Raw genomic sequence first — 19,280 nt, 5'->3', positions numbered from 1 at the left:
CATCAGAGAAGGGTTTCTCGTTACTTTTACAAAAAGGCCGAAATTTCCGTGGTTCGTTCCTGAATTTATTCTCTCAATTTGTATATCTCCCGAGCCATCGATTCAAGTATGTACATCGCGGGGATTTGGGTGGTGATATTCGCATTTTCAACCCATTCTTCCGTCACGTAATATGAAATATTCACATCGGACATTTTGGCAATGGTTGAATGTTTATGATTTGTAATACTGATGACCCGGCTTCCTTCTTGTTTCAGCTGATTCAGATGAGTCACCGTAGAATCTCCTTCACCTGAAACCGATAATGCGATCGTGATGCTGTTATGGCGGAAATGGGAATGGGCCGGAAAGTAAGGATCTTTAATATACATTGAAAGTTTCCCTAAGCACGAAAAATATCTGGCTCCGTATTCGGAGAGAATTCCTGAACTTCCCACTCCGATAAAAATGACGCTTTCTGCATCGGCCGCAAGGGCAGCTGCTTCCTTCAGCTTTTCTTCCATGCCTCCGCTTACTGTTCTTTCAAAAAACTCGGCAACGGAATGATGGGGACTCTTTAAAATCGTTTTTTTATTTGCCTCCGCATACATTTTCAGCTTCACCTTAAACTCTGAAAACCCTTCACAGTTTATTTTTTTGCAGAAACGTAAAATAGAAGCCGTAGATACATGGGTTTCATTTGCCAATTCACGGATGCGCATATAGACGACTTTCTCGCTGTTTTGGGAGATGTAGTTGTATAAAGAAGTTTCAAGCTCATTAAATGAAGCAATCATTTCGTGTGTGAACATGCAGGGGGATTCTCCTTTTTATGAGAATGGTGAATGTACATCTCATCGTAACATATCATTTTTAAAAGAAACATAGTGTTATATTTATGTGACAAATCACTTTTTGTGTCATTCAAAACAAGACGTCAGCCAATGATTTACGGTGCAAAACAACTGCGGATATAATTCGTTCATACGCTTTATGCATGATCTCTTCAAGGGTCGCTGACAAGAGCGGCCGAAAAAAGGAGGACAATATGAGTATCAAACTGATAGCGGTTGATATGGACGGAACGTTTTTGAATGATGAAATGGCATATAACGAAGAGCGTTTTATGAATCAGTATCGTGAATTAAAAGCGCGGGGAATTAAATTTGCCGTAGCAAGCGGAAACCAATATGCGCAGCTTACATCTTTCTTTCCGGAAATCAAAAGTGAAATCGCTTTCGTTGCCGAGAATGGCGCTTTCGTCGTGAATGCCGGAGAAGAAGTATTCGCAGGTAGCATGTCTGAAGACACTATAAAAGCAGTAATCCGTGCTTTAGAGCAGTATGAGGTGAAAAACGTCATTGTCTGCGGAAAAAAAGCGCGTATATTCATGAAAATGCCAGTGAAGATGAATATCTGCATGCCAGTAAGTATTATTATGTGTTAAAAAGGGTGCCGCATTTTGAAAACATCGATGATGACATTTTTAAATTTTCCATCAGCTTTCCCGCCGAACATTGTTCCGCACTTCTGAGCCATTTAAAAAACGCAATCGGGTCTTTCGTCACGCCTGTATCAAGCGGGCACGGTGACATAGATCTGATCATACCGGGGCTTCATAAAGCAAGCGGGATTAAGCTTCTCCAGAAACAATGGGGGATAAATGATGAAGAATGCGCGGCCTTCGGAGACAGCGGCAATGATTTGGAGATGGTGTCGGCCGTGAAATACGGAGTCGCCATGGATAATGCGCAGGAAAGCATTAAACAGGCCGCGGCGCATATCACGCAATCAAACAATGAGGAAGGGGTCTTAAATGCGATTGATTCAATCCTCAAATGTGAAAAACCCTTTGTCTGAAAAAAGACATTTTAACTGCGGAGGTGCTGAACGATGATTAAATTAGTGATTACGGATTTAGACGGCACATTTTTAAATAATCAAGGCGATTTTGACAGAACGTTATTTGAAAAGACAAAAAGAGTAATGGAGGAACAGCATGTCGCTTTCGCCATCTGCACCGGGAAGCAGTGTGAAAGGGTGGAAGCCTTATTCGGAGAAGACGCGAAAGATTTTTGGATTTTAGGAGACAGTGCCGCACGTATAAAAAAGAACGGCAAGTTCGTATATGAATCTTTGATCAGCAATAAAGCCGGACTGTCAATTATAGGCGCTTTAGAAAAAATCAGCTGCGGGCACACCATTATCGCGTGCACAAAAAAAGGCGCGATCGTAAAAGAAAATCTGTCTGAAAGTGAAATGAAATATGTAAATGCCTCTTATGCACATGTAACGAAAATAACTGATTTTACTGAGATAAAAGACGATTTTATCAAGATTACGGTTCATGACCCCGACGCCAACTGTCCGGAAACGAGAGAAAAGCTGCATGAATTTTTTCACCAATTATATATCGTAGCATCAGAAGATACCTGGATGGATATATCAAATATCGGAATACATAAAGGATCAACAGTACAAGAACTGCAGCGATTATTAGGGGTTTCGGCTGATGAAACAATGGCATTCGGAGACGGCCGCAATGACAAAGAATTGATGGAAGCGGCATCCTACAGCTTTGCGGTTAAGAACGCCATTGACGAAATAAAAGATGCGGCGCACTTTGTCATCAAATCAAATGAGGAAAGCAGCGTCATGCACACGATTATGAGAATATTAGCGCTGCAAAAACAATGAGAAAGCAGATGGGCTAAAATCAATGCGGCAGGACTTACTAGGGAAAGAAAAAGCGGGCTATTCTCAGACTTTAATTCACTCCTCATTTTCCGGAAATATGTTAAAAATGAATAAATATCTATATTTGACTCGATTGTATTGGTATAATATGTATAAAATGAATGAAACGGCGTAATATCAAGATGAAAAAAATCACTTCATATCATTTGATATCAGACAAAAAGTAGGAACTTCCTCGTTTTGAAATTGGGAGGTGTTTGTATTAGCCCGCTGTTGAGTCCCGCGTATATCATTCTCATTTTTCTTCCGGCAGCTTCTTTTCTGTTAGGGATTTTAGGATATTTCATCTTCAAAAAAGTATGGATGACGGTTGTTATTGTATTCATTTTGTCCTTGATATTTATGTTTATTGTAATAGGTGCCGAGCCGACATTTTTCATTTGGGTGGCTATGATGACGGGGAGCTGTTTTATCTCCGGTTCAATCACTAAGACGATATGGACTTTTGCAAAGCGAAAATATTAGACTGAAGAATCCTGTTTGAGCAGCGATCCTTTTTTGCCGATTGAAGAAAAGGAAGTATAGAGTGATCTGTTATGTTCTTATATTTTGTCTGTTATTGTCATGTCTGTCTATCGTTTTGTTCTTTTTTAACTAAACGGAGCACTATAATTGAACTGCAGATACATAGAAAAACAAAAAAGGATAAGGAGGATTTTTATGTTTCAAACCTTAGACCATTTTTTGAAATCTTGGGAATTCGAAGCCGATGCGACACAAAAACTGCTGAATCATCTGACTGATGAATCACTTAAACAAGAAATCACTTCACAACATTGGACTTTAGGCCGTATTGCATGGCATACTGTTGCGGCCATTCACATCATTACCTCAAACACAGATTTAACGTTTCATGCTCCTGCTGAAGATTTTCCTGTTCCTGCATCGGCGCGGTTTATTGCTGAGAGTTATCACCAAGCCAGTAATGCATTTGTACAGGCGTTAAAAACGCAATGGACTGATGATACACTTCAAGAATGTGTCAACTTTATTGGTCAGCAATTGCCAAATGGTTCACTTTTGATGTTTTTAATTCAACATCAAAACCATCATCGAGGACAAATGACTGTCCTTATGAGACAAGCGGGTTTACCTGTTCCGGGTATTTATGGTCCGGCAAAAGAGGAATGGACAACATTTGGTTTAGAAGCTCCGAGATAGGATGTTGTTGTAAGGGCTCGAATGAATAGATGATACCAATCGATGTTGGTATCTTTTTTGTTTTAGTCTTCGTGACATGCAGACGAATCAACAGTTCAAAAGATGTAAAGTGAGTTCAATAAATGCAGAAAGGTGATTATGATGATAACTAAAATGACTCGTTTCAATATGAAAGACTTCAATAAACCAAACGAACCTTTCGTTGTTTCAGGGAGAATCATCCCTTCATTTGAAAACAATGTTTGGACATATACAGAGGAGAAATTTGCTGAACCTTATGTCAAAAAATATGACGATGCTGACATTGATGTCAGTTATATTGAAGAAGAGGATAAAGTTGTCTTTTTTTATTACGCAGAGAACGACTGTGTCGGCCGGAGTAAGCTTCGTTCTAATTGGAATGGATACGCACTGATTGAAGACATTGCCGTTGCAAAAGATTATAGAAAAAATGGTGTCGGGACGGCTTTATTACATAAAGCGATTGAGTGGGCAAAGGAGAATCATTTATGCGGTCTTATGCTTGAAACACAAGATATTAATGTTTCAGCTTGTCATTTTTATGCCAAAAATAACTTTGTCATAGGAGCGGTCGATACAATGCTTTATTCCAATCTTTCAACAGCAAATGAAATTGCGGTTTTTTGGTACTGTAAATTTTAAATATAACAGTATTTGATGTTTCGTCATTTGCGGGTGTGTGCCGCAAAGTATTCAAAACATCGGCTTGAGGATTTATAATAAGGTATATCAATCAATGCAGGGGGAGTTATGTATGAAGTGCAAAAAAATGAACAGGGTACAATTAAAAGAGGGAAGCGTATCAATGGCCCTATAAACTGCGTCTGCCCTCATTAATGGAGGGAAATTTGTGAATACGCCTTATTCACAGACAGCTTTACGGCACAACCAAGTGTTCATTTGGCTTTGTGTTCTGTCATTTTTCAGCGTATTAAATGAAATGGTTTTGAACGTCTCGTTACCTGATATCGCCAACGATTTTCATAAACTTCCAGCGAGTGCAAACTGGGTGAACACGGCCTTTATGTTAACCTTTTCCATCGGAACTGCTCTGTATGGGAAGTTATCAGATCAGCTGGGCATCAAAAAGCTGCTCCTATTTGGAATTATGGTAAATGGCTTCGGGTCGATCATTGGATTTGTCGGACACTCTTTCTTTCCTGTACTCATTCTGGCCCGATTTATTCAAGGGGCTGGTGCAGCCGCATTCCCGGCTCTTGTGATGGTTGCAGTAGTACGCTATATTCCGAAAGAAAACAGGGGTAAAGCATTTGGTCTGATCGGGTCGCTGGTGGCAATGGGGGAAGGTGTCGGGCCAGCTATTGGCGGAATGATCGCTCATTATATTCACTGGTCATATTTGCTGCTTATTCCGACAGCAACAGTTATCACCGTTCCATTCCTGATGAAACTGCTGGAAAAGGAAGAAAGAGTCAGCGGGCGCTTTGATATGACGGGGATTATATTAATGTCTGCAGGCATCGTATTTTTTCTGCTGTTTACAACTTCATATAGACTATCTTTTCTGATCATCAGTATTCTAGCTTTCCTGATATTTGTGAGACATATTAGGAAAACTCAAGATCCCTTTGTTGACCCTGCACTGGGGAAAAATGTTTTGTTTATGATGGGCGTCCTTTGCGGAGGCCTGATCTTCGGCACTGCTGCAGGATTTGTGTCTATGGTTCCTTATATGATGAAAGATGTTCACCATTTAAGTACTGCGGCAATTGGAAGCGGGATTATGTTCCCCGGGACGATGAGCGTCATCATCTTCGGTTACATTGGAGGATTGCTTGTTGATCGGAAAGGTTCTTTGTATGTGCTGACCATTGGGATTGTATTGATGTCTTCCAGCTTTTTAATCGCTGCCTTTTTCATAGGTGCGGCACCTTGGCTCATGACCGTTATAATCGTTTTTGTTTTTGGGGGGCTCTCCTTCACAAAAACGGTTATATCTACAATTGTGTCTGGCAGTTTGAAACAAAAGGAAGCCGGCGCCGGAATGAGTCTTCTTAATTTTACGAGCTTTTTATCAGAGGGAACGGGTATTTCGATTGCAGGCGGTTTATTATCGATCCGCTTGCTGAATCAAAGGCTGCTGCCTGTTAACGCTGATCATTCCGCTTATTTGTACAGTAATATGCTCATTCTTTTTGCAGGAATCGTTATTATGAGCTGGCTGGTAACCGTGAATGTCTATAAACGTTCGCGAAGAAATGACTAAAAAGGGAAAAGGATCAAACTTGATAAAAGTTTTGATCCTTTTTTTGAGGAGCTTCCTTATTCCGAAACCTTTTGCCGATCAATGAAAGGGGCGTTAAAGTGAATTACATTTATAAGAAAAAGGAAAAGAAAAATGGAAATTGTATCATTTCAATCAGAGATAAATGGGAGAACGCACTTATTGAGTTTGAACAAAAAAATAATCAAATTGAGATCGTAATCAATCACCGTAACGAGAAAACAACCAAGTTTTCACTGCCAATCGAGACTTTTGAAAAAGTGTATAGGGATATTAAAATAGGCCGGAGAGAAAGTTAATCATTCTGTTTGAAAATGACCATGAAGTTCGTAAGCGGTATGGTTTTAACCGCATCTGGATTCCCCTGGCAAAGTAAAGGTTTTTGGGGATTTATGTCAAAATAATAGTAAGTACCTTATGCAACAGGGAGTTTGGTTGCTTCATAAGGAGGGGGAAGTATGAAAAATAAGATTCACATATTGGGAGCCTCTGGTGTCGGAACGTCAACATTGGGTGTTGCATTATCAAAGCATTTGCCGCATACGCATCTTGATACTGATGATTACTATTGGACAGATAAATTCACTAAAAAAAGAGAAATCCCTGAAAGAAGAAAGTTGCTTGAAAAAGACTTGACAATAAATGAGAAATGGATTCTTTCTGGCGCAGTGTGCCGCTGGGGCGATGATCTAAAAAGTTATTTTGACCTTGTCATCTTCTTATGGATTCCGCAGGATATACGGCTTGAGAGATTAAGGCATAGGGAATTTCAGCGTTATGGAAACGAAGTGTTAGCCGGCGGCAGTAAATATGAACAATCAAAAACATTTTTAGAGTGGGCTTCTTTATATGATCATGCCGGAATGGAAGTTAGAAGCAAAGCTTTACACGAACATTGGATGGCAGATTTATCTTGTCCATTGTTAAAAATTGAAGGAGATTACTCAGTCAATGAAAGAGTTGATCGTGTCTTGGATTATCTGAATTCTAATTAAACTAACGGATGGAGATAACTGCAAATTGAAAGACAGTTCCGGCCATTTTAACGGAGCTGTTTTTTTATACCGCCTTCAGTTTGTCTGTTGTGAAGTGATTTATTCTCGGAAAGAAGCAGCGGAATTAATAGAGAACTCACTTCGGGAAACCGTGAAGGCAGGAATCAAAACGGGAGACTTGGCGGTCAATCATCAACGTCAGACTTTGGGGAAGAATTGCAGAAATGATCGGACGTTAAGGCGGAAAATAAGAGGTGAGAAGCAGATCATCAAAACGCAATACACCTCAATTTATATTTTCAGTAAGATCGGCTCTGCTCATTAAAAAACTCAATTCGAAGATTAGTGGCATCAATATTGCCGCAGATCGGGTTAGTGACATAAAGAGGAAGGGATAAGACCCCTTCCTTAAAACCTTTAATTCCTCTAATTTCATTGTCAGATATATTCCTTTTTTGAAATGGGTATCCAAATTTCACTTTTAAAAGATGGCGATGTTACATCTTTATGCTCGTTCCACAGGATTTCTGGGCCTTCAATTTGTTCATAATCCGGACGATGGAAACCATTCGGAATAAATCCGTCCCCATACTTCCTGCAGTGCATCCGGAAATGATCCGGCTGCTTCGAATACAGCCCACGTTGAGGCAGGGACTTCAAGCTGTGATAGGTGATTTGGGCAATGTTTCGTTGTGGCTGCGCCAATATAGTGATCAAGCTCTCCGTTTTCCTCTGTCCGGCCTTCAGAAAAGTTCGTGGATGCACTGATGAGTCCTGCAAGCGCTGCATTAGAAAGCTCTTTTAGTTGATTGATTGATTGCTGCTTCATCTAAACTTTCCCACATCGCTGCAATGTCAGGATTCACGCCTTTGAACAAAATAGGGACTCTTTTTTTTAATGCCGACGATGCGAAATTTTATTATGCAATAGTTCACTCTATTTCTGCTTTCAATTTTTCGAACCACTCTAAATTAACCAAGTGATGTGAACGGGAATTTTCATTCATACGGCGAAAGTAATTGATTGTGCCGGGAATTTCTTGAGTGATGGCCAGGTATTCATCAAGGAGCTCGATTCGAGTTTTAGCCTGATCGATTTGTGATTGGATCAGATCCAGTAATTTATTTTTGTCGAATTCATCGGCAAAGAGTAACGCCCCATAAAATTGCAGGTTCACATATTCCGATTTGGTGCCGTATTTGATCATTAATTTTTCGAATTCTGCCCTTCCTGAATCTGTGACTTTAAAGTTACGGATCTCACGCCCGCTGGTTGAGGGTTTCTGCTGAATCTGTTCAATCAAACACTTTTCTTCAAGTTACTGCAGATTGTAATAAAATGAACCTTTCGTGAAGTTAACAATGTATTTGTAATGACGTTTTTCCATTAAGGCCAGAAGTTCATAGCCGTGAGCTCCGGGGTTTTGGATGAGCAAGCCAAGGATAAGTAAGGGAATTATGGTTTCATCACCTTCGCCATCCGCGCCTCAAATTCCGCGTACGTGATTTCACCCGAAGCCAAATCCATACTATGAAGGTAAATCTGTTCTGTTTTAGAATAGTCACCCTTCACTTTCAATGATTGCTCCTCTCCCGAAATGGGTTTCAGGATATGGTGCTTTTTCGAAAAAGCCTCGAAATAGCGGTAACCGAATTTACGTTGTGAAGCTGCGTCTAAATGAATGCCATCAGGATTCGCAGTCAAACCTGCTGCAGTAACAAAATAACAATTCTGTTGTTCATTAGCAAAACGCAGCAATTGTTCATTAACCTGTCGAAATTCAGTCGCGTGCTGTCCAAAACCGGTCTTCCCAAGAAAGTCACCAAGCCCTCCAATAATCAACGGTACCTCATCAAGTTTCAACTCGTTTCTTAGCGTCTCGATGATAAGAGTTAATTTCTCGTAATAAGTTTCATGCAGCGAACGATAACTGTCACTCTCACCTTGGTGCCAAAGGATTCCGCAAATTTGACTGGAACGGAGGGCGAAGCGGGCTTCGGACAAAGCATGCTGAAAAAGGATGCCTTCCGGATGCCAGTCATTCAATGAACTGCCGCCTTCCGCACACGGGATCAAGCCAATTTCTTCATCGGAATGAGCTTTTGACCATGCATCTGCAAAAGATGCCGCCAGGCCAACGCCGGAAACCGGACGGTCGTAATTAATCGGCTCTGTCATCATCTGCCACTGTCCATTGCGCAGCATTTTAATTTTTTCATTATAGATAGGGTCTACTTCATTCAAAAATCCACGGCCCGCCATATTCGACTGCCCCAACATTAAAAAAGACTTTATCATCTAATTTTTTCACTTCTTTACATCAATATTTTAGTCTAATTAGACTATAGTCAATTCAGCTTGTCTTGTAAAGTTTTAATAAGGTTTTATTATGATGTATGAAAAGCGTTCCTGTGAAACAGCAAGGAGCGATTTGGAAGGCTAGCTTTCTTCCACCATCCCTTATTAAGCGATTTGAGGAAGTGTCAGGAAAGAGGGCTGCACAGTTTACTGCTTCTATCTTAAGCCTTGATAACAGTGAGCAGATGCTACAGAAAACAGATCCTATGAGTGCCATCTCATCTGCAATGGTGGCAGAAACTCGACCTGCCTATAGATAAAAACTTAGGGGATGTCTGGATAGTTCCTTATGGAGGAAAGGCTCAATTCCAGCTTGGATACAAAGGGTACATACAGCTTGCTTTGCGAACAGGCCAATATAAGTCCATCAATTGCATACCGATTCATGAAGGCGAATTGGAGAAGCGGAATCCGCTGACTGAGGAGATCGAGATTGAGTTTGAAAAGCGTGAATTCAGACGTAGTAATTGGTTATGCAGCTTATTTTGAGTTGATAAATGGCTTCCGAAAAACAGTGTACTGGACAAAGGCACAAGTAGAAAAGCACAAAAAGAAATTCAGTAAGTCTGATGTTGGATGGAAAAATGACTGTGATGCGATGGCTCCTAAGTTTCCGAGCCTTCAAACAAAGAAAATACAGAAAACCAAGCGTGCGAGAAGCCGATCCTTTTGATGGCAAGCCTATTCAAGCTTCAACTTTTATTCGAATGGTTCAAGACACGCCAACGATTTTAAGAGTTGCGCTGACTAAGGATCAAAAGTCTGTTCCATCAATTAGCACAGTTAACTTAAGCACAAAAGAAGTAATTGCTGAAGTTAACATTACCTATGACACACTTGAAAACAACATCGAACAAGAAGTCGCATACAGATGCGACCTCTATCAATTTATATTAATAGAAAGTAACCTTAAGGACTTGCAGCCTTATAGCCGTATATAAACAAATTTAATCGCTCATAACATGTCATCAAACTTAGCCTATTCAATATGGATTCCAATTTAGGAGTTTAAGAGCTATTGATGTGCTCATAAATATCTTTCACATCTACCGGACAGTGGGCGAGTAAAATACGTCACTATGCATATGCTGTATTTTTTCCCAGTTGGCGGGATTGGTTGTATCAAAAGAGCGGTGCTCCAGAATGGCTTGATATAGGGCGGTTTTTTGTTCCAAATGGGCAATGTGCTGTTTGGCTTCTTCGAGCTGAGCGAGCGCATCTTCTTTATGCTCCATCATGAGTGTGTACCGTTGTGGGATGGTCGAATCTCCTTCGAGGCAGAGATTCACGTACGTTTTAATGTCTTCAATCGGCATTCCGGATTGCCTGAGGCATTTGACGCCAAACAGCCAGTTGATTGATTCTTCATCGAACAAACGGATATTGTTTTTATTGCGCTGTACGCTCGGCACCAGGCCTTTATCCGTGTAAAAGCGCACCGCATGCTCAGTGAGTCCGGTTATCATCGCTGCTTCTTTGACTGTATGCATGTATAATCCTCCTTTAAAAATTTTTAAAAAAAGTGCTTGCCTTCGTGTTGCACGAAGGTAATAAGCTTATTATAACGCAAACCAGCCGCAGCGGAATTCATTCTGCAGTGCCCGATTTTCGGGATGTGTGCCGTTTGTCGTTCTACATTTGAACAATAGGAGGAATTACAATGCAAACCGTAACATTAAACAACGGAGTGAAAATGCCAATTATCGGCTTCGGTGTATACCAAGTCCCCGATGCTCAAGATTGTGAAAACGCAGTATATGAAGCACTGATGGCCGGTTATCGCCTGATTGACACTGCTTCCGGTTACCTAAATGAGGAGGCAGTCGGACGTGCAATCAAGCGGAGCGGCGTACCGCGTGAGGAGCTGTTCATTACGACTAAGCTCTGGATTCAGGATGCCGGCTATGAAAGTGCCAAGGCGGCATTTTCCAAATCTTTAAATAAGCTGCAGCTGGATTATCTTGATTTATACCTTATTCACCAGCCATACGGCGATTACTACGGCGCTTGGCGCGCGATGGAGGATCTGTACCGCGAAGGAAAAATCAGGGCAATCGGAGTCAGCAACTTCCATCCCGACCGTCTAATGGATCTGATCATGCATAATGAAATCGTGCCAGCCGTCAACCAAGTCGAAACGCATCCATTCTGCCAGCAAAAAGAAAGTGCTGCTTTTATGAAAGAGCAGGGAGTTCAACACGAGTCATGGGCACCGTTCGCTGAAGGGCGCAATAACATGTTCAGCAACGGCGTGTTGACTTCCATTGCGGAAAAACACAATAAATCTGTCGCCCAGGTTGTGCTGCGTTGGCTTGTTCAGCGTGAAGTCGTTACGATTCCAAAATCGGTGCGCAAAGAACGGATTGTCGAAAACTTTGACATTTTTGATTTTGAGTTGAGCTTAGAGGATATCGAAAAGATTTCCACCCTTGATAAAGGAGAAAGTCTTTTCGGGTCGCACCGAGATCCGGAAATTGTAAAATCGATAGGCGCCATGAAATTCGATCTGTAAGCTTTGTCTAATAAAACAGTTAGGTTTAATAAACTTAAAAGGTTAATTCCATGGATTACACAGAGGATATTGATACTACAACTTAGGGAATTAGAACCTTATCAGGTATGAAAAATATTAGAAAATGCCAAGTTTGTTCATAAGGAAGGGTTAATGCTAAAAAGACTGCGTGCAGCTTACATTATTAACGAAAGAACAATTTGATGAGATGGTTAAACCAGAAAATCTGAAACCTAATATTTGAATCTTTTAAGATAAAAACTAGTTACTAATCAGTAACTAGTTTTTCTTTTTTCCACCGTTGAAAATCACCTCAGTAGGACAAACTTCAGGATGATAGCCATTAGCTGTAAGGTTATCAACCGAGGAACAAGGGCTCAAGCATCGGCAGCCAGATCGAGGTCTGCATATAGAAAGCAGGGACTGAAGTATGCCTGTGAAAGATTTTCTGAGGAGTTTTTAGAGCGTCCGGCGTTGAATCGTTTGAGAGAAGACGCAAGTTAAGGACTTATAAGTCAAGTCATTTGATACCAAAATGCAGTAACGAATGAGAAAAATGATTTTCATAACTGTCACATCTCTTTTTCTATATTCTGACTTTATTGATTCTGAGTCACCAGTGGATATTCTACCGGCTGAAGTGGTTTCCGTTTCTCCTGTTGAAATAAGGCTTAATGAAAATGACAAATTAATAATACCTGCTGATTTGATTGTTGTTCCAAAGCGGCTGCGGCCCGGTGAAGAAGAAGCGTTGAATACTGGTGAAAGTGTGATGGTTGTCTCCTTAAAAGGCGGACAATCATTTTTTATTCTCGATAAAATTTAATGATAGTAATCCTGAAAAAATAAATAATTGTAAAGACCTAATCTATGCTTTAGAATAACTATAATATTTTGAAAATTTTATCCGAGGGGGGTTATGAAAACTATTGGTCTTATTGGTGGAATGAGTTGGGAATCTTCAGCTGAGTATTATCGAATTATCAATGAAGAAATAAAAAAGAAGTTAGGAGGGCTTCACTCGGCAAAATGTCTTTTATACAGTGTTGATTTTAAGGAAATTGAACATTATCAATCTGTAGGTGCTTGGGATAAAGCAGGTGAAGCCTTAGGGGAAGTTGCAAGATCATTAGAAAAAGCGGGTGAAGATTTTATTGTAATATGTACAAATACTATGCATAAAGTTCTTGGATATATCCAAGAAATGATCACTATACCTATTTTGCATATTGCCGATGCAACTGCAGAACAAATTATTAGACAAGACATTCGCTCAATAGGACTGCTTGGTACTAAATATACGATGGAGCAAGATTTTTATAAATCACGTATTGCGTCTCATGATATTAATGTCATTGTTCCTGATGATGATGAAAGGGAATTAATAAATAATATTATTTATCAAGAACTGTGTCTGGGTGAAATTAAACAGTCTTCCAAAAACATTTATAAGAAGATCATAAATAATTTGGTAGATAGAGGAGCAGAAGGAATCATTCTTGGATGCACTGAAATTGGACTATTAGTAAAGGCAGACGATTCAAAAGTGCCATTATTTGATACGACTTTAATCCATGCTCAAAAAGCAGTAAATAAATCGCTTTCGATTTCTTCTTAGAAAGATTATTTCTTATATTTTAAAACCGCTCTTTAGGAGCGGTTTTTATTATGGTTCATTCAATCAATAAATGGAGGAACGTTATACGAGTGATCTTATCATGACCCTTTCCTCAGAAATTGAATTTGATGATATTGAAGATGACAGCGAAGTTATAGAGACCTCGCAAACCTACAAAATTGATTTTGAAAATGGCCGTATCACAAATGAATTCATCACAGGCCTTGACGCGATTAAATAGTTTGTATATTTGTCCCTTCACACTGAGCGCTACGCATATTCTGTTCATAGTCATGATTGAAAAAGATAAAATAGAAAAAGCCGGAATGTCAGATCCGGCTTTTCGCTCACTTTCCCTTCTTCTTCCGCTTCTCCTTTTCCGCCCGGTAAAACTCATGAAACATCTTCATCAATGCGCGTTTTTCAATCCGCGACACATAACTCCTTGAAATGCCGAGCTTATCGAGATGGTATTTATAGACTGAAAGAGCAACTTAAAACTTTATTAAAATAAGAGAAGACCCTCTATAGGGGCCTTAACATTAATAAATTTGACATTTTTTATTTGCGTGCCCATTCATTCCACAAAGGTTCTAAGCTATGTTTTAGGTAGAGTGAGAAAAAATAAGAATAATAACACAAATATAAGAAGAAAGTTCATTACAACACTTTTCTTCTGTTGAAAGACTTGTGTTTATAAATTGGTAATGCATTCTTGCCTGTTGTATAGAATACAAAAAGAGTAAGAATCAACATCCCTACGCTTCTAAAAAAATGAAAAAATAAAAAGTAGTAGTATTCCATATACTGAATGTGTATTTAAATAAGTCTATAAGCCAAATTTTTAAAGGAGGTGCCTCCTTCAAAATATACTTTTATATGATCAGCAACTATTTGTAATTCCTGTGGTACTGAAAAAAACAGCAGACTTAGAAGAATGCCACATAAAATTATTTGCTGGATAAAATTGATGAAGAATTTACTTTTGTCATATAAGTTTGATGTAAGCTTTATGGCAATTGAAAAACGAATACACTTAATAAACCGGATTATAAAGACAGCCAACAAAATTGCAACAAACCAATAATAGTAACTAGTATAAAATGCACCAAAGATAATGATAGCTATATAAAAAAGAACAATCATAAAATAATTATCTGAGCCGGGCTCCCTTTTTGTATTGGTGACTTTATCTATTTGATTTTGACTAGGCATGAAGATGTTTATTATATTGATTTTCTTTTTTCCAATATGCACAGAGTTGTTATTGCCTCGTGAATTATTTTAGTAGGAGTTTCTTTGGTAGCAGCAAACCCTATAATTATTGTTATGATGGTTAATAATGAGGCAATAATACTTAGACCGGTATTTGTAAGATCAATCAATAGTTAAACTCCTTCTGTTTTAAAAAAGAATTATCAAACATTAATCAATATTCCTCTGCTATTTTTAGAACCTTGAATGCCAAGGACACTAAGAGTTTGTTCGAAAATTTCAGATCAGTAGTCAAAAAACTTAATATTGTTCTTCAAGCTTGTCCATTAAATCTGTAAATGAATCACAAACATAGCTAATGGAACTTTCCTTATCTTCATTAGCGATCTCATGATCCCAAAAAACAATTACGGGTATTTGAGAAGACACTCTATAATCAAAACAAAAGAGGTTTCCCCCTGCATCTGTAGCAAAAGGTATGATCTTATCAACTAACCGATCTTTAACATTATCAAGTGTACTGAGGAGATCAATTGGTCGAGTTGGATCTCCTATACTTAATAAATTGTTTATTGATTCTCGAGAATTTTGGAATGAAACAACCTTTTTATCTATAGGAGAGCATCCATTATGGTCTTTAATGAACTCTCTGTAATCTGTTGGGAACTTGATTTTTAATTTCTCTTCTACATACTCAATTTGACTATTTGTAGCCTCTTGAAAAGTACTTCTTTTTCTCCATTTAATATTTTGCATTTGTTAACCTCCTACTAGTCATAAAACGTTTAAAGTTAGCCCTAGTATTAAATAAAAAGAGCCTTTCTCCTTAATAAGAAGGGGAAAGGCTTTATCCGTTTATTCCTCATATAGTTTATTAACCAACTCGGTAAAAGAATCACATACAGGACTTAAAGCTCTTTCAGGATCTTCAAATGCCATTTCATGATCCCAAAATACAATAGAAGGACTACTGAGGCCTTTTCTAAAATCGAAGCAGATTTCATTGCCAAACACGTCATCGGCAATCGGTATTACTTTATCTGGCATTCTGCCGTCTCGATAACGATTAGAAACGTTAACTATATATGACTCACTTTCTTTAAGGTTGCCTCCTAACAATGCCAGCTCTTCCAGATAAGGGTATCCTTTGCCGTTCTCTAAACGAGAAAAAATGTTGAGGAGTTTAGGTGTATCGCCATTTCTTTTTCTTGTCGCGTCTGTTGATCAAATCAACAAAAAGCCGCCAATCTGCCATGCTTGGTGTTCTTATTTGCTTATTATAATGATCAATTACTTCAGATTCGATTAATAAACTGTACCGATCGTCTATTTCAAAAAGGCGCTTTTTCTTCTTGATTAAAGATGCTCTTTTTATTGATAGGAGAAAGAGATCGTTTAGCTATACCCCAATATGGATTTTCCAAGGCTGTAGAAGGGGCCCTTTCTACAAAACTCTGTGATTCGAGATACTCCTTTTCATTGAAAAGAATAGTCCCATCTTTGATTTCCGCTGGAACTAATTTAGACACATTTTTTATAAGCCATTCGCCAACCATCATACAGATATCAAACTCAAGGGATGCGATTTGTTGAGATTTGCTTAGCTCACTGAAAAATGGATAATCAATTAATCTGGTTGTTTTAGATTTAGACCAGGCTTCTATATCATCTACGAATGATTGGATAGCAGTATCGCTATCTTTTTCTTTAAACATTTTTTTAAATGATGAAGAACTTTTACTTTCTTCGTATTCTTTCATCATTATGTAATTTTCAACTAAATGACGATAAACGCCTCGTGAAAGTGTTTTATCCTTTTTGTACTTCTCAAGGCCTTTCAAAGCTTTCATTTTCCACTGTTTTTTTCGACGAGAAAACTTATCTCTGCGAGTATAGCCCAGAACATCTTTTGCAATGTTATTTTCATAGTGTACTTCATAGACTTTTTTTACAAATAAAAAATCGTCTTCGTTTAGTTGTTCCCTCAGTGTAGACTGAATGATATCAAATCCTGGCATTTCAGAAATGCCTTTATAAAGAAGAGGAGTTAATTCGATCATTGGATTCACTCCTTTCACACACTTTTCACCATTATACCTTTTTTCTTTTTATAAAAAAAGAAAAGAGGGGTATTAGCTGAAATAAGCTACTTGTCTGTATTAAGAGTGAATACTTCAGTAATAAGAGAGTGTGGGAGATGTGCCCCGGTAACCGTTTCAGGACCGATCTCTAATCAGTGGCCGTAACTCAGGAGCTTTTGGTATTGGGTGTCCGGAATCATGCAGCAGTTGTCCGCGGCGGGGGGCCAAGCCACGGAAATGCCGGCGGCCTTCCGAAGCGGTGCCTTCGTCAGTTCATCTTCAGCTGCGTGTGCCGGCATATTCAGAGTCTTAGTTTATCCGCGTTCCAACCCAACCATAATTACATTTTTCTTTTTAATATCTGCATCAAACCATGCAAATTGAAGTTCCTGCTGTATAATGGAAAATAGAAAGAATTTTTGGAGGGATATAGGTGTATTTTAAATAATCACGAAGAAACTGCTATTAAGCTTATGAACCAATTGGGGTTTAATCGAATAGAAGACAACCGAGAGTGCGGTTCGTTTTGTTACTTAGCTACAGCAACTTATAAATATGAAGATTTAAAACATGTGGTAGATGATGTAGGAATTGACTTAGATACATTAGCGCAACAAATACAAATCTACTCACCATCTGAAATGGCCATGATTCGATTTGGAATTCAATTATTTAATTCTCAAATTGATAACATTACAATTCCTGAATTAATGATGAGCTAGATGACGAAAACTGCCAAGCGGTTTTGAGTGCTATTAAGTTTCGTTTTAATATTAAACAATAAGCTTTTTTATAGCGATCTGTATAATATAGGTGGGAGAATGAATGGATTATTTTCTTAAAGTAAAATATTTTACTGGGAAATCTAAGACTTATTCTTACGAAACAGTTCTAGAGGAATTCAGTGAAGAAAAGAGGAAAGCATTTTTATCAGAATTATATCAATTGTATAATCAAAACAAAGTCTCGTTAGAATGCAAATGTAATCATTTAGAACAGGTTAGAATGCAAATTAACCACAGAAAAGGATACAGTGGTAAAGAACTTTATTATTTCTCTACCTTCCCAGGCGACAAAGAAAAGCATACACCATATTGTAACTTTTATGGGGATAGTTATTCATCATTGTACAATCAAAATTGGATTACAAAAGAAGGTGAATTAAGCGTAAAATTTAAAAACACTGATTTCGTCTTGAATAAACAAAAAAGGAATCGGAAAAGTGGAAATAATCGAAGAAAGTCAGAAAAGAAAATGATTCAAGATAAAATTGGAATGTTTGGTTTTTTGACACACTGGATCACCGAGACATGGAATGGTGTAAACAAATACAGGTTTGAACAGGATATACCGTTTCCTACAAAAATAGATTTTTATAAGGCGTTGGTTTCTAAATCAAAGAAAATAAAAATTGGTAGAGGGTTATCTCTACATAATGTGTTGTATCGAATGGGGAGTTTAAATAGAAGTTATTACATAGAAAGAGATCATAAAAATTGTATGTTTGTTATCCTTTCATATATCGACCACGAAGAAATAGAAGATGGCTTCGATGGTTATTTAGTTCATTTGGATTCAATCGAAGATAAAGAAATTAAAAAGTTTGTTTGTTCAAAGGAAAGATGGGATATCGTTGTTGAAAATCAAAATTTGAATCAACACTGTTGGGTTGGAGGATGGGTAAAAAATACAGGAGGAAACACCCCTCCAGAATTTATAGACATAGCTATTGTGCCGTCCAATTCACATGGATTATGGTCTGAAAGTTCTTATGAAATCAAGTTTTACGACTTGTTATGCCAAGAGAAGCGTTTTTTCCAAAAACCATACTCAACAAAAAATTACCCCGAATGGAATGGAATGAAACCAGACGCTATATTGTTGGATACTTCACCAAAAACAATTATAGAAGTTTTCGGCCGGAGTCTTTCAGATGAAGATTATCATGCGAGAAGAGATGAAAAAATAAAACACTTTTCTAAATTAGAGAATTATAATTTTTGGTACTGGGATGCTTTTAGGAATAAGAAAATCCCGAATTTGCCTGAGAAGCATTCAACTACACTAACAGAAGGAGCCTTGCGTCGATCTACATAAAAGGAAAGGGGGCGGGGCTTTTGATAAGACCTGCTGAAGTACTGAGCAATCGATGTTTCTTATCAAACGGAATGCGACCGGCTCAGAAGCTGTTGAATATATTAAAAACAAAAGTTCCTGCAATTACGAAACAATGGATGATCAGCTGAACATGGATTGTTCAGTAAAAGTAAACAATTACGGGAAAAATACAGAGCTCATCTTTATTTATCCTAATAACAACGATGATGGACCAGGATT

19 protein-coding genes and 9 pseudogenes are annotated in these 19,280 nt (G+C 38.4%); 19 read left to right on the top strand and 9 right to left on the bottom strand.

All coding sequences use genetic code 11. The features are described 5' to 3' along the window. Positions 1-65: 65 nt before the first annotated feature. Positions 66-791 carry a MurR/RpiR family transcriptional regulator gene (locus ACW5MY_RS12310; RefSeq protein WP_013352991.1) on the bottom strand — a complete coding sequence of 242 codons (726 nt, stop codon included), beginning with the start codon at positions 789-791 and terminating at the stop codon, positions 66-68. A gap of 236 nt (positions 792-1,027) precedes the next feature. Between ACW5MY_RS12310 and ACW5MY_RS12305 the strand changes: the two are divergent. The 9 genes and pseudogenes from ACW5MY_RS12305 to ACW5MY_RS12265 all read left to right on the top strand — a co-directional run bounded on the left by ACW5MY_RS12305 (position 1,028) and on the right by ACW5MY_RS12265 (position 7,158). Further along, positions 1,028-1,839, top strand: a pseudogene (locus ACW5MY_RS12305) (Cof-type HAD-IIB family hydrolase). A gap of 33 nt (positions 1,840-1,872) precedes the next feature. Then, positions 1,873-2,676, top strand: a complete 804-nt coding sequence (locus ACW5MY_RS12300) for an HAD-IIB family hydrolase (protein WP_013352988.1) — start codon at positions 1,873-1,875, stop codon at positions 2,674-2,676. A 240-nt stretch (positions 2,677-2,916) separates the two neighbouring features. Beyond that, positions 2,917-3,201 (top strand): DUF2651 family protein, encoded by a 285-nt coding sequence (locus ACW5MY_RS12295; protein ID WP_013352987.1) that lies wholly within the window; start codon positions 2,917-2,919, stop codon positions 3,199-3,201. A gap of 195 nt (positions 3,202-3,396) precedes the next feature. After that, on the top strand, positions 3,397-3,897 hold the full coding sequence (locus ACW5MY_RS12290; protein ID WP_013352986.1) for a DinB family protein: 501 nt from the start codon (positions 3,397-3,399) through the stop codon (positions 3,895-3,897). A 141-nt stretch (positions 3,898-4,038) separates the two neighbouring features. Continuing rightward, positions 4,039-4,560 (top strand): streptothricin N-acetyltransferase SatA, encoded by a 522-nt coding sequence (gene satA, locus ACW5MY_RS12285; RefSeq protein WP_013352985.1) that lies wholly within the window; start codon positions 4,039-4,041, stop codon positions 4,558-4,560. Positions 4,561-4,672: 112 nt separating this feature from the next. After that, the gene (locus ACW5MY_RS12280) at positions 4,673-4,735 is read left to right on the top strand and encodes a tetracycline resistance efflux system leader peptide (protein WP_134816631.1); all 63 of its coding nucleotides are present in this window, start codon (positions 4,673-4,675) and stop codon (positions 4,733-4,735) included. A 33-nt stretch (positions 4,736-4,768) separates the two neighbouring features. Continuing rightward, complete coding sequence (gene tet / locus ACW5MY_RS12275) at positions 4,769-6,145, top strand: Tet(L)/Tet(K)/Tet(45) family tetracycline efflux MFS transporter (protein WP_013352984.1); 1,377 nt, start codon at positions 4,769-4,771, stop codon at positions 6,143-6,145. A 98-nt stretch (positions 6,146-6,243) separates the two neighbouring features. Beyond that, positions 6,244-6,462, top strand: a complete 219-nt coding sequence (locus tag ACW5MY_RS12270) for a hypothetical protein (RefSeq protein WP_041481659.1) — start codon at positions 6,244-6,246, stop codon at positions 6,460-6,462. A gap of 159 nt (positions 6,463-6,621) precedes the next feature. Then, entirely contained in the window at positions 6,622-7,158 is a 537-nt protein-coding gene (locus ACW5MY_RS12265; RefSeq protein WP_013352982.1) for an ATP-binding protein, read from the top strand. 438 nt (positions 7,159-7,596) lie between these two features. On the opposite strand, the pseudogene ACW5MY_RS12260 reads toward ACW5MY_RS12265, so the two are convergent. The 3 genes and pseudogenes from ACW5MY_RS12260 to ACW5MY_RS12250 all read right to left on the bottom strand — a co-directional run. Continuing rightward, a pseudogene (locus ACW5MY_RS12260) lies at positions 7,597-8,073 on the bottom strand (GyrI-like domain-containing protein); the annotation flags it as partial. Positions 8,074-8,090: 17 nt separating this feature from the next. After that, positions 8,091-8,618, bottom strand: a pseudogene (locus ACW5MY_RS12255) (PadR family transcriptional regulator). Then, a complete protein-coding gene (locus ACW5MY_RS12250) occupies positions 8,615-9,457 on the bottom strand; it encodes a sialate O-acetylesterase (RefSeq protein ID WP_013352977.1) in 843 nt (280 codons plus the stop codon). Before ACW5MY_RS12250 ends, ACW5MY_RS12255 begins: the two are co-directional and overlap by 4 nt. Before the next feature lie 98 nt (positions 9,458-9,555). On the opposite strand from ACW5MY_RS12250, the pseudogene ACW5MY_RS12245 reads away from it, so the two are divergent. Beyond that, positions 9,556-10,203: pseudogene (locus ACW5MY_RS12245) on the top strand (recombinase RecT); the annotation flags it as partial. Beyond that, positions 10,198-10,377: pseudogene (locus tag ACW5MY_RS12240) on the top strand (phage major capsid protein); the annotation flags it as partial. The pseudogenes ACW5MY_RS12245 and ACW5MY_RS12240, both read left to right, overlap by 6 nt. 186 nt (positions 10,378-10,563) lie before the next feature. On the opposite strand, the gene ACW5MY_RS12235 reads toward ACW5MY_RS12240, so the two are convergent. Continuing rightward, the gene (locus ACW5MY_RS12235; RefSeq protein ID WP_013352974.1) at positions 10,564-11,007 is read right to left on the bottom strand and encodes a MerR family transcriptional regulator; all 444 of its coding nucleotides are present in this window, start codon (positions 11,005-11,007) and stop codon (positions 10,564-10,566) included. A gap of 170 nt (positions 11,008-11,177) precedes the next feature. Between ACW5MY_RS12235 and ACW5MY_RS12230 the strand changes: the two genes are divergently transcribed. From ACW5MY_RS12230 to ACW5MY_RS12205, 6 genes and pseudogenes are all read left to right on the top strand, one after another. Beyond that, entirely contained in the window at positions 11,178-12,029 is an 852-nt protein-coding gene (locus ACW5MY_RS12230) for an aldo/keto reductase (RefSeq protein ID WP_013352973.1), read from the top strand. A gap of 3 nt (positions 12,030-12,032) precedes the next feature. After that, complete coding sequence (locus ACW5MY_RS12225; RefSeq protein ID WP_080565289.1) at positions 12,033-12,140, top strand: winged helix-turn-helix transcriptional regulator; 108 nt, start codon at positions 12,033-12,035, stop codon at positions 12,138-12,140. 272 nt (positions 12,141-12,412) lie between these two features. Then, a pseudogene (locus ACW5MY_RS12220) lies at positions 12,413-12,530 on the top strand (hypothetical protein); the annotation flags it as partial. Between the two features lie 55 nt (positions 12,531-12,585). Then, a complete protein-coding gene (locus tag ACW5MY_RS12215) occupies positions 12,586-12,855 on the top strand; it encodes a DUF2577 family protein (RefSeq protein WP_088030689.1) in 270 nt (89 codons plus the stop codon). Positions 12,856-12,948: 93 nt separating this feature from the next. Then, entirely contained in the window at positions 12,949-13,647 is a 699-nt protein-coding gene (locus tag ACW5MY_RS12210; protein WP_289393744.1) for an aspartate/glutamate racemase family protein, read from the top strand. Between the two features lie 100 nt (positions 13,648-13,747). After that, positions 13,748-13,885 (top strand): annotated as a pseudogene (locus ACW5MY_RS12205) (DUF2634 domain-containing protein); the annotation flags it as partial. Between the two features lie 109 nt (positions 13,886-13,994). Here ACW5MY_RS12205 and ACW5MY_RS12200 read toward each other — a convergent pair. The 4 genes and pseudogenes from ACW5MY_RS12200 to ACW5MY_RS12185 form a co-directional block, all read right to left on the bottom strand. Beyond that, positions 13,995-14,108 (bottom strand): annotated as a pseudogene (locus ACW5MY_RS12200) (sigma factor-like helix-turn-helix DNA-binding protein); the annotation flags it as partial. Between the two features lie 1,054 nt (positions 14,109-15,162). Then, complete coding sequence (locus tag ACW5MY_RS12195; RefSeq protein WP_041481658.1) at positions 15,163-15,618, bottom strand: SMI1/KNR4 family protein; 456 nt, start codon at positions 15,616-15,618, stop codon at positions 15,163-15,165. 99 nt (positions 15,619-15,717) lie between these two features. Further along, positions 15,718-16,065, bottom strand: a pseudogene (locus ACW5MY_RS12190) (SMI1/KNR4 family protein); the annotation flags it as partial. Positions 16,066-16,193: 128 nt separating this feature from the next. Continuing rightward, positions 16,194-16,922, bottom strand: a complete 729-nt coding sequence (locus ACW5MY_RS12185) for a hypothetical protein (RefSeq protein ID WP_013352970.1) — start codon at positions 16,920-16,922, stop codon at positions 16,194-16,196. A 440-nt stretch (positions 16,923-17,362) separates the two neighbouring features. Here ACW5MY_RS12185 and ACW5MY_RS12180 point away from each other — a divergent pair, with 440 nt between their 5' ends. Both ACW5MY_RS12180 and ACW5MY_RS12175 read left to right on the top strand, forming a co-directional pair. After that, entirely contained in the window at positions 17,363-17,665 is a 303-nt protein-coding gene (locus tag ACW5MY_RS12180; RefSeq protein ID WP_041481656.1) for a hypothetical protein, read from the top strand. A 103-nt stretch (positions 17,666-17,768) separates the two neighbouring features. Then, positions 17,769-19,040, top strand: coding sequence for a DUF1173 family protein (locus ACW5MY_RS12175; RefSeq protein ID WP_013352968.1), 1,272 nt, complete (start codon positions 17,769-17,771; stop codon positions 19,038-19,040). The last annotated feature ends 240 nt before the right edge of the window (positions 19,041-19,280 follow it).

The sequence above is a fragment of the Bacillus sp. Bwzl_19 genome, assembly GCF_054900515.1.
Note: the sequence above shows the minus strand (reverse complement) of the source record. Positions and strands in the feature narration are given on the sequence as shown.

Bases quoted from the DNA above. Each gene is read 5' to 3' on its own strand.
- ACW5MY_RS12310 (WP_013352991.1), bottom strand. From the start codon at position 791: ATGTTCACACACGAAATGATTGCTTCATTTAATGAGCTTGAAACTTCT.
- ACW5MY_RS12300 (WP_013352988.1), top strand. From the start codon at position 1,873: ATGATTAAATTAGTGATTACGGATTTAGACGGCACATTTTTAAATAAT.
- ACW5MY_RS12290 (WP_013352986.1), top strand. From the start codon at position 3,397: ATGTTTCAAACCTTAGACCATTTTTTGAAATCTTGGGAATTCGAAGCC.
- satA (WP_013352985.1), top strand. From the start codon at position 4,039: ATGATAACTAAAATGACTCGTTTCAATATGAAAGACTTCAATAAACCA.
- ACW5MY_RS12265 (WP_013352982.1), top strand. From the start codon at position 6,622: ATGAAAAATAAGATTCACATATTGGGAGCCTCTGGTGTCGGAACGTCA.
- ACW5MY_RS12250 (WP_013352977.1), bottom strand. From the start codon at position 9,457: ATGATAAAGTCTTTTTTAATGTTGGGGCAGTCGAATATGGCGGGCCGT.
- ACW5MY_RS12235 (WP_013352974.1), bottom strand. From the start codon at position 11,007: ATGCATACAGTCAAAGAAGCAGCGATGATAACCGGACTCACTGAGCAT.
- ACW5MY_RS12230 (WP_013352973.1), top strand. From the start codon at position 11,178: ATGCAAACCGTAACATTAAACAACGGAGTGAAAATGCCAATTATCGGC.
- ACW5MY_RS12215 (WP_088030689.1), top strand. From the start codon at position 12,586: ATGATTTTCATAACTGTCACATCTCTTTTTCTATATTCTGACTTTATT.
- ACW5MY_RS12210 (WP_289393744.1), top strand. From the start codon at position 12,949: ATGAAAACTATTGGTCTTATTGGTGGAATGAGTTGGGAATCTTCAGCT.
- ACW5MY_RS12195 (WP_041481658.1), bottom strand. From the start codon at position 15,618: ATGCAAAATATTAAATGGAGAAAAAGAAGTACTTTTCAAGAGGCTACA.
- ACW5MY_RS12185 (WP_013352970.1), bottom strand. From the start codon at position 16,922: ATGATCGAATTAACTCCTCTTCTTTATAAAGGCATTTCTGAAATGCCA.
- ACW5MY_RS12175 (WP_013352968.1), top strand. From the start codon at position 17,769: ATGGATTATTTTCTTAAAGTAAAATATTTTACTGGGAAATCTAAGACT.